11 protein-coding genes are annotated in these 12,711 nt (G+C 67.4%); 10 read left to right on the top strand and 1 reads right to left on the bottom strand.

The window, feature by feature from the left end; genetic code table 11:
• The first annotated feature begins 78 nt into the window (after positions 1-78).
• Together uvrA and uvrC are read left to right on the top strand one after the other, a co-directional pair.
• Positions 79-3,000, top strand: a complete 2,922-nt coding sequence (gene uvrA, locus ACTHNC_RS03770) for an excinuclease ABC subunit UvrA (RefSeq protein WP_440293260.1) — start codon at positions 79-81, stop codon at positions 2,998-3,000.
• 6 nt (positions 3,001-3,006) lie between these two features.
• The gene (gene uvrC, locus ACTHNC_RS03765) at positions 3,007-4,980 is read left to right on the top strand and encodes an excinuclease ABC subunit UvrC (protein ID WP_440293259.1); all 1,974 of its coding nucleotides are present in this window, start codon (positions 3,007-3,009) and stop codon (positions 4,978-4,980) included.
• Positions 4,981-5,015: 35 nt separating this feature from the next.
• Here the strand turns inward: uvrC and ACTHNC_RS03760 are convergent, their stop codons facing one another.
• On the bottom strand, positions 5,016-5,702 hold the full coding sequence (locus ACTHNC_RS03760; protein ID WP_440293258.1) for a M23 family metallopeptidase: 687 nt from the start codon (positions 5,700-5,702) through the stop codon (positions 5,016-5,018).
• A 422-nt stretch (positions 5,703-6,124) separates the two neighbouring features.
• Here ACTHNC_RS03760 and rapZ point away from each other — a divergent pair, with 422 nt between their 5' ends.
• The 8 genes from rapZ to ACTHNC_RS03720 all read left to right on the top strand — a co-directional run bounded on the left by rapZ (position 6,125) and on the right by ACTHNC_RS03720 (position 12,666).
• Positions 6,125-7,009, top strand: a complete 885-nt coding sequence (gene rapZ, locus ACTHNC_RS03755) for an RNase adapter RapZ (protein ID WP_440293257.1) — start codon at positions 6,125-6,127, stop codon at positions 7,007-7,009.
• A gap of 84 nt (positions 7,010-7,093) precedes the next feature.
• A complete protein-coding gene (whiA, locus tag ACTHNC_RS03750; protein ID WP_440293256.1) occupies positions 7,094-8,071 on the top strand; it encodes a DNA-binding protein WhiA in 978 nt (325 codons plus the stop codon).
• Between the two features lie 97 nt (positions 8,072-8,168).
• Entirely contained in the window at positions 8,169-8,795 is a 627-nt protein-coding gene (locus ACTHNC_RS03745) for a superoxide dismutase (protein WP_440293255.1), read from the top strand.
• 100 nt (positions 8,796-8,895) lie between these two features.
• Positions 8,896-9,906: a type I glyceraldehyde-3-phosphate dehydrogenase gene (gene gap / locus ACTHNC_RS03740; protein ID WP_440293254.1), complete on the top strand. Its 1,011-nt coding sequence runs from the start codon at positions 8,896-8,898 to the stop codon at positions 9,904-9,906.
• 22 nt (positions 9,907-9,928) lie between these two features.
• On the top strand, positions 9,929-11,146 hold the full coding sequence (locus tag ACTHNC_RS03735; protein ID WP_440293253.1) for a phosphoglycerate kinase: 1,218 nt from the start codon (positions 9,929-9,931) through the stop codon (positions 11,144-11,146).
• Between the two features lie 65 nt (positions 11,147-11,211).
• Entirely contained in the window at positions 11,212-11,958 is a 747-nt protein-coding gene (gene tpiA / locus ACTHNC_RS03730) for a triose-phosphate isomerase (protein ID WP_440293388.1), read from the top strand.
• Positions 11,959-12,009: 51 nt separating this feature from the next.
• Complete coding sequence (gene secG, locus ACTHNC_RS03725) at positions 12,010-12,255, top strand: preprotein translocase subunit SecG (protein ID WP_440293252.1); 246 nt, start codon at positions 12,010-12,012, stop codon at positions 12,253-12,255.
• Between the two features lie 42 nt (positions 12,256-12,297).
• A complete protein-coding gene (locus ACTHNC_RS03720) occupies positions 12,298-12,666 on the top strand; it encodes an RNA polymerase-binding protein RbpA (RefSeq protein ID WP_440293251.1) in 369 nt (122 codons plus the stop codon).
• Positions 12,667-12,711 lie beyond the last annotated feature (45 nt).

Here is a 12,711-nt window from a genome sequence, read left to right as displayed (position 1 = left end):
TGATCGCGGCTTCGCCGCTCAACATTCTTCCGCGGCTCAGTCATGCAAGCGAGCTCGCACGACGTTCGCCTTGGGCGAATGTCAGCGGCCTTACCTAGACTTTTCGCCGTGTCGATCTCGAAAGTGGAAGCCCACTCCAAACTGAGCGTTCGCGGTGCCCGCGTGCACAATCTCCGCAACGTCGATGTCGAGATCCCGCGTGACTCGCTGGTCGTCTTCACCGGACTCTCCGGGTCGGGAAAGTCATCGCTCGCATTCGACACGATCTTCGCCGAAGGACAGCGCCGCTACGTCGAGTCGCTGTCGGCCTATGCCAGGCAGTTCCTGGGTCAAGTGGACCGTCCCGACGTCGACTTCATCGAGGGTCTCAGCCCGGCGGTGTCCATCGACCAGAAGTCCACGAACCGCAACCCGCGGTCGACGGTGGGCACCATCACCGAGATCTTCGACTACATGCGACTCCTGTGGGCACGCATCGGTGTTCCGCACTGCCCTGTCTGCGGCGAGGTGATCCAGCGGCAGACGGTGCAGCAGATCGCCGACCAGCTCATGGAGCTGGAGTCCGGAACCCGCTACCTCGTTCTCAGCCCGGTGGTCAAGCAGAAGAAGGGCGAGTTCGTCGACCTGTTCGCCGAGCTGTCGGCATCGGGCTATTCGCGTGCCCTCGTCGACGGCGAACAGGTGCAGCTCTCCAGCCCGCCCACGCTGAAGAAGCAGTACAAGCACGACATCTCGGTCGTGGTCGATCGCTTGGTCGCAGGGCCGGACATCCTCACCCGCCTCACCGACTCGCTGGAGACCGCGCTCCGCCTCACCGACGGACTCGTCTCCGTCAGCTTCGTCGACGAGTCCGGTCCGGATGCCACGCGCAGCTTCAGTGAGAAGCTCGCGTGCCCGAACGGCCACCCCATCCAGCTCACCGAGATCGAGCCGCGTACGTTCTCGTTCAACGCACCGTTCGGTGCGTGCCCCGAGTGCTCGGGACTGGGCACCCGCATGTCGGTGGACGAGGAGCTGCTTCTCGGCGACCCCTCGCTCAGCATCTCGGAGGGCGTGATCCTGCCGTGGAGCACGCAGGGCAAAGGCCTGTACCAGTACTACGACAAGCTGCTCGACGGCCTCGCCCGTGATCTCGACTTCGATCTCGACGCTCCGTGGGACGAGCTGCCGCGCACGGTGCGCGAGGCGATCCTGCGCGGCAAGGACTTCAAGGTCAAGGTCAAGTGGCGCAACCGCTACGGCCGCGAGCTCAGCTACACCTCCGGCTTCGAGGGCGTGGTGCCGTACATCGAGCGGCAGTACCTGCAGGCGGACTCCGACACCCAGCGGCAGCGCTGGGCCGAGTACCTGCGCGAGGTGCCATGCCCGGTGTGCCAGGGCAAGCGGCTGAAGCCCGAGGTGCTCGCCGTGCTCATCCACGGCCACAGCATCGCCGACGTCGCCGACCTGAGCCTGGCCGACGCCAGAGCGTTCATGAACAAGCTCGAGCTCACCGAGCGGGAGCAGGTCATCGCCGCGCAGGTCCTGCGCGAGATCAAGGTGCGTCTCGACTTCCTCATCCAGGTCGGGCTGAACTACCTCAGCATGGGCCGCGCCGCCGCGACGCTCTCCGGAGGTGAGGCGCAGCGCATCCGGCTGGCCACCCAGATCGGCTCCGGTCTCACCGGAGTGCTGTACGTGCTCGACGAGCCCAGCATCGGACTCCACCAGCGCGACAACCGCAGGCTGATCGACACCCTCGTCGCCCTGCGCAACCTCGGCAACACGCTCATCGTGGTCGAGCACGACGAAGACACCATCCGCACAGCGGACTGGATCGTCGACATCGGACCCGGCGCAGGCGAGGGCGGCGGCCGAGTCGTGCACTCCGGCACCTACGACGAGCTCCTCGACAACTCGGAGTCCCTCACCGGCGACTATCTCGCCGGCCGACGCGCGATCGAGACGCCCGCGACCCGCAGGCCCGTCGACCCGGGGAGGATGCTCCGGGTCGTCGGCGCCAACGCCAACAACCTGCGCAACCTGACCGTCGACTTCCCGCTCGGCGTCTTCGTCGCCGTCACCGGCGTGAGCGGCTCCGGCAAGTCATCCCTGGTGAACGACATCCTGTACAGGGTGCTGGCGAACCGTCTCAACGGTGCCCGCAAGGTGGCGGGGAAGCACACCCGCGTCACCGGAACGGAGCATCTCGACAAGGTCGTCCACGTCGACCAGGCACCGATCGGCCGGACTCCGCGGTCCAACCCGGCGACGTACACGGGCGTGTTCGACCGCATCCGCACCCTGTTCGCCGAGACCGCCGAGGCGAAGGCGCGCGGCTATCTGCCCGGCCGGTTCAGCTTCAACGTCAAGGGCGGGCGCTGCGAGGCGTGCTCAGGCGACGGCACGATCAAGATCGAGATGAACTTCCTGCCCGACGTGTACGTCGCGTGCGAGGTCTGCGGGGGAGCCAGGTACAACCGCGACACGCTCCAGGTGCACTACAAGGGCAAGAACATCGCCGAGGTGCTCGACATGTCCATCGAGGAGGCCGCGGAGTTCTTCAAGCCGATCTCGGCCATCCACCGTTACTTGCAGACCCTTGTCGACGTCGGCCTGGGTTATGTGCGGCTCGGGCAGAGTGCGACGACACTCTCCGGCGGCGAGGCCCAGCGCGTGAAGCTCGCGACGGAGCTGCAGCGACGCAGCAACGGCCGCAGCGTCTACGTGCTCGACGAGCCGACCACCGGGCTGCACTTCGAAGACGTGCGCAAGCTCCTCGAGGTGCTGAACGGCCTGGTCGACAAAGGCAACACGGTGATCGTCATCGAGCACAACCTCGACGTGGTCAAGTCCGCGGACTGGATCATCGACCTCGGTCCGGAGGGCGGCTCCGGTGGTGGCCGCATCGTCGCGACCGGCACCCCGGAGAAGGTCGCGACGGTCAAGGGCAGCCACACCGGCGTCTTCCTGCGCGAGATCCTGGATGCCGACTCCCGCGTCGAGCAGAAGACCGCCTGATCCGAGATGGCAGACACCGTCCCGTACCGCCCGAAGACCGGCGAGATCCCGACCGGTCCTGGCGTGTACCGGTTCCGCGACACCAAGAAGCGCGTGCTGTATGTGGGCAAGGCGAAAAACCTGCGCGCCCGTCTGAGCAACTACTTCCAGCCGCTGCGGAACCTGCACGAGCGCACCAGGCGCATGGTCACCACGGCGGCGAGCGTGGAGTGGACGGTCGTCGCCAACGAGTTCGAGGCGTTGCAGCTCGAGTACACGTGGATCAAGGAGTTCAACCCTCCGTTCAACGTGCAGTTCCGCGATGACAAGACGTACCCCTACCTCGCGGTCACGCTGGCCGACGAGGTGCCGCGCGCCATGGTCACCCGCAATCGCGGCATCAAGGGCGCTCGCTACTTCGGGCCGTACACGAAGGTGTGGGCCATCCGCGAGACGCTCGACCTCATGCTCAAGGCGTTCCCGATGCGCAGTTGCTCGGACGGCGTGTATCACAGAGCTGAGCTGACCGGACGCCCGTGCCTGCTCGGCGACATCGGAAAGTGCGTCGCGCCCTGTGTCGGCCGGGTGACGCTCGAGGAGCATCGTGAGGTGGCGGACGACTTCGTGTCGTTCATGGCGGGCAACGACACCAGCTACGTTCGCGCGCTCGAGCAGCGGATGCGCGAGGCCGCGGAGCAGCAGGAGTACGAGGCGGCGGCACGGCACCGCGACAGCATCCAGGCCATGCGGGCCGTGATGGAGAAGACGGCTGTCGTGTTCTCCGACGACGTCGACACGGACGTCTTCGGCATCGCCGACGACGAGCTGGCGGCGGCGGTGCACCAGTTCATCGTGCGCGGCGGCCGCATCCGTGGAACCCGGAGCTGGGTGGTCGACAAGGAGCTCGACGTCGACGTCGCCCAGCTCGTCGAGACGGTGCTGGAAAACGCGTACGAGGGGGAGTTCGCGCCACCGCGCGAGATCCTCGTCCCCGTACTGCCGGAGGATGCTGCGGAACTCGAGCAGTGGCTCGGCGCGCGCCGCACTCAGGGCGCCGAGGGTACGCGGAGCAGGGGGGTGACGCCGTCCAAGGTGCGTCTGCGCGTCGCGCATCGCGGCGAGAAGGCGGCGTTGGCGCAGACGGCTGAGACGAACGCGAAGAACGCGCTGATGCTGTACAAGACGCGACGCAGCGCGGACTTCGTCGCACGATCGCAGGCGCTGGAAGACATCCGCGATGCGCTGGGCATGAACGAGGCGCCGCTGCGCATGGAGTGCTACGACGTTTCGCACCTCTCCGGCACGAACATCGTCGCGTCCATGGTGGTCTTCGAAGACGGCCTTCCGCGCAAGGACCAGTACCGCAGGTTCAGCATCCCCGCGTCCACCGACGACACGGAGTCGATCTACCAGGTGCTCACCCGGCGGCTCGCCTATCTGAAGTCCGACCCGGAGGGCACGGGCGTAGACGTCCCGGAGGGCGCTGTCCCGGACGCCGCTGACGCCGGCGCGACCAGGACGACGGACGACATCGCACAGCCCGAGGTCGGCAGGCGCCCGCGCAAGTTCTCGTATCCTCCGCAGCTGCTGCTCGTCGACGGCGGGCAGCCGCAGGTCGCCGCTGCCAGGCGAGCGCTGGAGGAGTCCGGTGTGACGGGCATCCAGCTCGCCGGCATCGCCAAGCGGCTCGAGGAGCTCTGGCTGCCGGACTCCGACTACCCGGTCATTCTGCCCCGCAACAGCGATGCCCTCTTCCTCGTGCAGCGCATCCGCGACGAGGCGCACCGCTTCGCCATCACGTACCAGCGCGCTCGTCGCAGGCGCGACATCGCCTCGGTGCTCGCCGACGTTCCTTGCCTCGGTCCGGCCAGGGTGAAGGAGCTGCTGCGGCACTTCGGCTCGGTCGCCGAGCTGAAGAAGGCAGGCGTCGAGCAGATCGCAGAGGTGCGCGGAATCGGCCCACGGCTGGCGGCGACCGTCGAGGAGGCGCTGCGGGGCTGAACCCCGGCGCTGACATGCCAGCGGCAGGATGCTCGTCAGCCGGCGTTCGCTCGCAGCCAGGCCAGCGGATCGACCAGTCCGCCGTTCACCCGCACCTCGAAGTGCAGATGGTTCGCGGTCGACTGTCCCGTGCTGCCGACGAGACCGATCAGCTGGCCGGCGGCGACCCTGTCTCCGACCTGGACCGCACGGCTGCCGTACGTCATGTGCCCGTAGGTGGTCTCCACTCGCTGGCCGCCGATCACGTGCTCGATGACGATTCCGACGCCGTAGCCGTAGTAGCTCTCGCTCGAGACCTTCACCGTGCCGGCCGCCACGGAGAAGATCGGGGTGCCTGCACCGACGAGCAGATCGACGCCCTGGTGCTCGCCGCCCCGTGACATGAACCCGTCGCCGATCGAGTCGTAGTAGGGCAGAGGCCAGCGCACCGCGCCGGTGCCCGGCGCGACCATGCTCAGGTCGACGTTGCCCAGCGCCGACGCGGCCTGCTTGGCCTTCGCCGCCGCTGCGGCGGCCGCCTTCGCCCTGTCGAGCTCCTCCTGGGTCGTCGCGGTGTAGTCGTCGTGCTGCGCATCGGCCGCGGCGACGGCGCCGACGGCCAGTCGCTGAGCAGTGCCGTGGTGGTACGACATCGTCGCCACCGGGTCGCCATGAGGCGACGAGGCGAACGCGGGCAGCGACACGGTCGCGAACATGCCGGCGACGACGCTGAAGATGAGCACCGGCCGCACAACCCGCCGGACGGTTCTCCCAACGTCGCGAGAGCCGCGCCGGGAACTCTGCCGTCCGTCGCCGGTTCCTGCGCGCGAGGTGCGTGCTCGGCGGATGTCAGCCGGGTCGGCCCGGTGTCTTGTGCGGGATTCGTTCATAGGCGATTCGTGTCGTCGCCGGTCCCCGGCGTTGCCGAACCCGTGCGGGAACGTGTTGGGGGTGAAGACCGACCGTCTGAAAATACTCGAAGATTACGGTTCTGTCACGTTCCGACGCGTGGTAGGCATCCGTCGCTCGCTTCGGGACCCCTGCGACCAGTGTCCGCGGCCCCTGACGGAACGGGTGTTGCGGATAGGCTGGTACGAGCCCGATCGCGTCGAGCGTCGAGCACCTGCGACGGGCTTGGTGGAGCACGCGGCGCGGTGGAGGACGCATGGGGGAGGAACCCGAGGGTTCGGAGCAGCAGGAGCTGCTGATCGTCACCGGTATGTCCGGGGCGGGCCGTTCCACGGTGGCCAACGCTTTGGAAGACCTCGACTGGTACGTCGTCGACAATCTCCCGCCCCAGATGCTGCGCCCGCTCATCGATCTGGCCGGGCGCGCGGGGTCGCGCCTACCGAGGGTGGCAGCGGTCGTCGATGTGCGCGGCCGCGGGCTCTTCTTCGACCTGCAGGAGATGATCCAGTCGCTGCGCAGCGGCGTTCAGGTGCGCGTGCTGTTCCTCGATGCGACGGATGCCGCGCTCGTGCGCCGCTTCGAATCCGTGCGTCGTCCGCATCCTCTGCAGGGCACCGGCACGATCCTCGATGGCATCACGGCCGAACGCGCCCGCGTACGCGAGCTCCGCGAATCGGCCGACATCATCATCGACACGTCGGACCTCAACATCCACCAGCTGGCCGTGGAGATCAACCAGATCTTCGCCGCGCAGGACTCCGCGGACATCCAGCTCACCCTGATGAGTTTCGGCTTCAAGTACGGGCTGCCGCCGGATGCCGACCTGGTCGCGGACGCGCGCTTTCTGCCCAACCCGTTCTGGCAGCCGGACCTGCGTGCACTGACCGGTCTCGACCCCGAGGTTCGCGAGTTCGTGTTCGAACAGACGGGAGCCGTGGAGTTCGTCGACGACTACGCGAAGGCTTTGCGGCCGGTGCTCGACGGCTATCGCAGGGAGAACAAGCGACACGCAACCATCGCGGTAGGCTGCACGGGGGGCAAGCATCGCTCGGTGGCCATCGCGGAAGCGCTGGCCGCGCGTCTGCGCGATGCTCCCGGCGTCGCGGTGGCGATCAAGCATCGCGATCTCGGCCGGGAATGATGCATCGCGTACCGCGTCTCCACCCTGCCCGAACGGCAGCCACGAACGACTCGAGACCTTTCAATACAGAACGGAACCACGCGATTGGCACTGACCGCTGACGTCAAAGAAGAGCTCCTCGGCGTCGAGGCGGGCAAGAACACGGTGCGCGCGGCCGAACTGGCCACCATCCTGCGCCTCGCAGGCGGCCTCCATCTCATCTCCGGTCGCATCGCCGTCGAGGCCGAACTGGACTCTCCGGCACTGGCCCGCCACGTGCGCAAGGCCCTCGCCGAGTTGTACGGGGTGCGTAGCGAGGTCTCCGTGACCTCCGCGGGTGGCATCCGCAAGAACACGGTGTACACGGTCCGTGTGCTCGACGGGGGAGAGACGCTCGCACGCCAGACCGGACTCCTCGACCAGCACCGACGGCCGATCAGAGGTCTGCCGAACCGGCTGACAACGGGCTCGAAGGAAGACCTCGCCGCCGTGTGGCGCGGGGCGTTCCTGGCGCACGGCTCCCTCACCGATCCCGGACGCTCCGCAGCCCTGGAGGTCACCTGCCCCGGCAACGAGTCCGCCATGGCGCTCGTCGGCGCTGCCGGCCGTCTCGACATCCCCGCGAAGGCACGCGAGGTGCGAGGGGTGCACCGCGTCGTCATCCGCGACGGAGAGGCGATCAGCGCGATGCTCGCACGCATGGGCGCGACCGGCACGGTGCGCACCTGGGAGGAGCTGCGACAGCGGCGTGAGGTGCGCGCCACCGCCAACCGCCTGGTGAACTTCGACGACGCGAACCTGCGGCGCTCCGCGCAGGCAGCGGTCGCCGCCTGCGCTCGCGTGGAGCGGGCCATGGAGATCCTCGGTCCGACCATCCCGGATCACCTCCGCTATGCGGGCGAACTGCGACTCTCGCACCGCGACGCGAGCCTCGACGAGCTCGGCCACCACGCCGACCCGCCGATGACGAAGGATGCCGTCGCCGGCCGCATCCGCCGTCTGCTCGCCATGGCCGACAAGCGCGCTGCCGAGCTGGGCATCCCCGGTACAGAGGCCAGCCTCCCCGCCGATCTCGACCTGTAGCGCGCCTGCCGGGCTGGGGCAGCGATCACTAAACTGGAACGGTTGCTCAGACCGCGCTGCGCTCATCGCACGCGGGTCGATCACGAGGAGAGAGTGAATGGCTGACTACACGCTTCCTGACCTTCCATACGACTACTCGGCGCTCGAGCCGAACATCAGCGGTCGGATCATGGAACTGCACCACGACAAGCACCACAAGGCCTATGTCGACGGGGCGAACACCGCTCTCGCCAAGCTCGCCGAGGCGCGCGACAACGACGACCTGACGAACATCAACAAGCTGGAGAAGGATCTCGCCTTCAACCTGGCAGGCAACGTCAACCACACCGTGTTCTGGACGAACCTGTCACCGGACGGCGGCGACAAGCCGACCGGCGAGCTGGGCGCAGCGATCGACGAGTTCTTCGGATCGTTCGACAAGTTCCGCGCGCACTTCACGGCGTCGGCACTGGGTATCCAGGGCTCCGGATGGTCGATCCTCGCCTGGGACTCCCTCGGCCAGAAGCTCATCATCGAGCAGCTCTACGATCACCAGGGCAACCTCGCGACGGCGACCGTTCCGCTGCTCATGCTCGACATGTGGGAGCACGCGTTCTACCTCGACTACCAGAACGTGAAGGCGGACTACGTCAAGGCGTTCTGGAACATCACCAACTGGGCCGACGTGCAGGACCGCTTCACGCGGGCGCGCGAGAAGACCTCGGGCCTGCTGGTACTGTCGTAATCGGGTCGGTGTCCCGGACGGGATCCGCCCGGGACACCGTCGTCCGTTCGTCCCCCATTGAATCCAGCGCTGAACGGCGCCCCAGTAACAGGAGACATTCGTGTCCGTGAAGATCGGCATCAACGGGTTCGGCCGCATTGGCCGCAACTACTTCCGCGCAGCACTCGCGAAGGGCAGCGATCTCGAGATCGTCGCCGTCAACGACCTGACGGACACGAAGACCCTCGCACACCTTCTGAAGTACGACTCGGTCGGCGGCCGGCTCGACGCGACGGTCGAGGTCACCGACGACAGCATCGTGGCGGGCGGCAAGCCGATCAAGGTGCTCGCGGACCGCGACCCGGCGAACCTGCCGTGGGGCGAGCTGGGCGTGGACATCGTCATCGAGTCGACTGGCTTCTTCACGAACGCCGACCTGGCACGCAAGCACATCGAGGCCGGCGCCAAGAAGGTCATCATCTCCGCACCCGCCACCGGCGAGGACGGCACGTTCGTCATGGGCGTGAACGAGGAGAAGTACGACCCGGCGACGATGAACATCATCTCGAACGCGTCGTGCACCACGAACTGCCTCGCCCCGCTGGCCAAGGTCTTCAACGACACGTTCGGCATCGAGCGCGGCTTCATGATGACCGCGCACGCCTACACGGCAGACCAGAACCTCCAGGATGGCCCGCACAAGGACCTGCACCGCGCACGCGCCGCCGCGATCAACATCGTGCCGGCATCCACCGGTGCGGCGAAGGCGATCGGCCTGGTCCTCCCCGAACTCAACGGCAAGCTCAGCGGCTCCTCGTACCGGGTGCCCGTGCCGGTCGGCTCGATCGTCGACCTCACGCTCGTCACCGGCCGCGAGAACCTCACGGTCGACGAGATCAACGCGGCGTACAAGGCCGCCGCGGCCGACGGACGACTGAAGGGCATCCTGCAGTACAACGACGACCCGATCGTCTCGACCGACATCCAGCACAACCCGCACTCGTCGATCTTCGACGCGGGCCTCACGAACGCAAGCGGCAACCTGGTCAAGGTCTCCAGCTGGTACGACAACGAGTGGGGTTACTCGAACCGCCTCGTCGACCTGACCGAGTACGTCGCCGAGCGTCTCTGATCCGCGACACCGAGGAACTCGATTGACGCTCCGCACTCTCGACTCACTGGGTGCGCTCGCCGGTCGCACGGTCATCGTCCGCTGTGATCTCAACGTCCCGCTGAAGGATGGGGAGATCACCGACGACGGCCGCGTCCGCGCGTCGCTGCCCACCCTGAACGCCCTCATCGAGCAGGGCGCACGCATCGTCGTGATCTCGCACCTCGGACGCCCGGACGGCGCTCCCGACCCGGAGTACAGCCTCGCGCCGGTCGCTCGTCGACTGGGCGAGCTGCTGGGCAAGCCGGTGCGCTTCGCCACCGACACGGTGGGCGAGTCGGCGAAGGATGCCGTCGCCTCACTCGCCGACGGAGACGTCGCGGTGCTCGAGAACCTCCGCTTCAACCCGGAGGAGACGAGCAAGTCAGAGGATGAGCGTGCCGCATTCGCCGCGAAGCTCGCGGAGTTCGGCGACACGTTCGTCTCCGACGGCTTCGGCGTCGTTCACCGCAAGCAGGCGAGCGTCTACGAGCTCGCCAAAGCGCTTCCGAGCGCGGCCGGCCTGCTCATCGCGACCGAGCTCGACGTGCTGGAGCGCCTCACGGACAGCCCGGAGCGGCCGTACACGGTGGTGCTGGGCGGTTCGAAGGTCTCCGACAAGCTCGGCGTGATCGGGCACCTGCTGCCGCGCGTGAACACACTGCTCATCGGCGGCGGCATGCTGTTCACGTTCCTCGCGGCGCAGGGCTACAAGGTCGGGTCCAGCCTCCTCGAGGAGGACCAGCTGGAAACCGTGCGCGGCTACCTGGAGAAGGCGCAGGAGCTCGGTGTCGAACTCATCCTGCCCACCGACATCGTCGTCGCGTCGAAGTTCGGTGCGGACGCCCAGCACGAGGTGCGCCCGATCGCCGGCATCGAGGACACACCGTGGGGCGCGTCCGGCCTCGGTCTCGACATCGGCCCGGAGACGGCGGCGAAGTTCGCCGAGATCATCCGCGAGTCGGTCACTGTGTTCTGGAACGGCCCGATGGGCGTGTTCGAACTGACGCCGTTCGCGGACGGCACCCGCGCTGTCGCCCAGGCGCTCACTGAGACGCGCGGACTCAGCGTCGTCGGCGGCGGAGACTCCGCCGCGGCCGTTCGCGCACTCGGATTCGACGACGATCAGTTCGGTCACATCTCGACCGGCGGGGGAGCGAGCCTCGAGTTCCTCGAGGGCAAGTCGCTGCCAGGACTGGAGGTGCTGGGATGGCAGGCGTGACCACCGTTCGGGGCGGCGGCCAGCCGCAGGGCGCACGCGTTCCGCTCATCGCGGGCAACTGGAAGATGAACCTCGACCACCTGCAGTCCATCGCGTTCGTGCAGAAGCTGGCGTGGAGCCTGAAGGATGCCCGCCACGACTTCGGTGCGGTCGAGGTCGCCGTCTTCCCGCCGTTCACCGACCTGCGCAGCGTGCAGACCCTGGTCTCGGCGGACAAGCTGCCGATCGTGTACGGGGCGCAGGATGTCAGCCGGCACGCTCCTGGGGCGTTCACCGGAGAGATCGCTGCGGAGTTCCTGGCAAAGCTGGACTGCACCTACGTGGTCATCGGCCACTCCGAGCGGCGCACGCTTCACGGCGAGACGGACGAGGTCGTCGCGGCGAAGACCACTGCGGCGCTCGGCGCAGGACTGATCCCCATGATCTGCGTCGGCGAGACAGCCGAGGACCTCGAGACGCACGGCGCCAGTGCCGTACCGGTCGCGCAGCTGAACGCCGTGCTGGAGTCGCTGCCGAAGGGCACCGACTTCGTCGTGGCATACGAGCCGGTCTGGGCGATCGGGTCGGGGCAGGCGGCGACGCCTGAGCAGGCGCAGCAGGTCGCATCTGCTCTCCGTGCCGCCATCTCCGAACGGCTCGGCGAGGAGACCGCGAAGGCGACGCGCATCCTCTACGGCGGCTCCGTGAAGTCGGACAACATCGCGGGATTCATGCGCCAGCCGGATGTCGACGGCGCGCTCGTCGGCGGCGCGAGCCTCGACGTGGAAGGTTTCTCGGCGATCGTGCGCTACCAGAAGCACGTCGGGGTTTGAGGAAATCGATATACTGATCCTCGGTCCCGCAACCCGAAAGGCCCTTCACTCGTGCAGATTCTCACGGTCGTTCTCCAGGTGCTGCTCGGCATCACGAGCCTCCTGCTGACCCTCCTCATCCTGCTGCACAAGGGGCGCGGGGGCGGTCTGTCCGACATGTTCGGCGGTGGAATGACCTCAAACCTCGGAGCCTCCGGTGTGGCTGAGCGCAACCTCAACCGCATCACGGTCATCCTCGGGCTGGTCTGGTTCGCCTGCATCGTCGTGCTGGGGCTCATCACGAAGTTCAGCGCGTAGCGACGCATCCGTCGTTACCTTTCGCGCGATCAAGGAGGATTCATGTCAGCTGGCGGCAGCGCGATCAGGGGGTCCCGGGTCGGATCGGGCCCGATGGGCGAGCAGGACCACGGCTTCCACGCGGAGCGAATCGCCGTGCAGTACTGGGACGCGCTCGGCAACGAGACCGTCCGCTACTTCGCGGCGAACCTTCCCGACGAGGAGATCCCCGACATCATCGACTGCCCGACGTCGGGTCTACCGGCGGGCCGGGACAAGGAGAACCCTCCGGCGATGGCCAAGCTCGAGCCGTACAAGACGCACCTCGCCTACGTCAAGGAACGCCGCACCGAGGAAGAGGCGGAGCAGCTCCTCGACGAGGCGCTGAAGCAGCTCCGCGAGCGTCGCGGCAGGCTCACGCCCACGAACTGATCGAACGGCATCCGCGCTGAGCGATCGGATACGTGATCGGCTGAG

This window comes from Humibacter sp. (assembly GCF_051954055.1).
Classification (GTDB): Bacteria; Actinomycetota; Actinomycetes; order Actinomycetales; family Microbacteriaceae; genus Humibacter.
Note: the sequence above shows the minus strand (reverse complement) of the source record. Positions and strands in the feature narration are given on the sequence as shown.

Excerpts from the sequence above, each read along its gene's own strand:
- uvrA (WP_440293260.1), top strand. The coding sequence starts at position 79 with ATGTCAGCGGCCTTACCTAGACTTTTCGCCGTGTCGATCTCGAAAGTG.
- uvrC (WP_440293259.1), top strand. The coding sequence starts at position 3,007 with ATGGCAGACACCGTCCCGTACCGCCCGAAGACCGGCGAGATCCCGACC.
- rapZ (WP_440293257.1), top strand. The coding sequence starts at position 6,125 with ATGGGGGAGGAACCCGAGGGTTCGGAGCAGCAGGAGCTGCTGATCGTC.
- ACTHNC_RS03745 (WP_440293255.1), top strand. The coding sequence starts at position 8,169 with ATGGCTGACTACACGCTTCCTGACCTTCCATACGACTACTCGGCGCTC.
- tpiA (WP_440293388.1), top strand. The coding sequence starts at position 11,212 with ATGAACCTCGACCACCTGCAGTCCATCGCGTTCGTGCAGAAGCTGGCG.
- ACTHNC_RS03720 (WP_440293251.1), top strand. The coding sequence starts at position 12,298 with ATGTCAGCTGGCGGCAGCGCGATCAGGGGGTCCCGGGTCGGATCGGGC.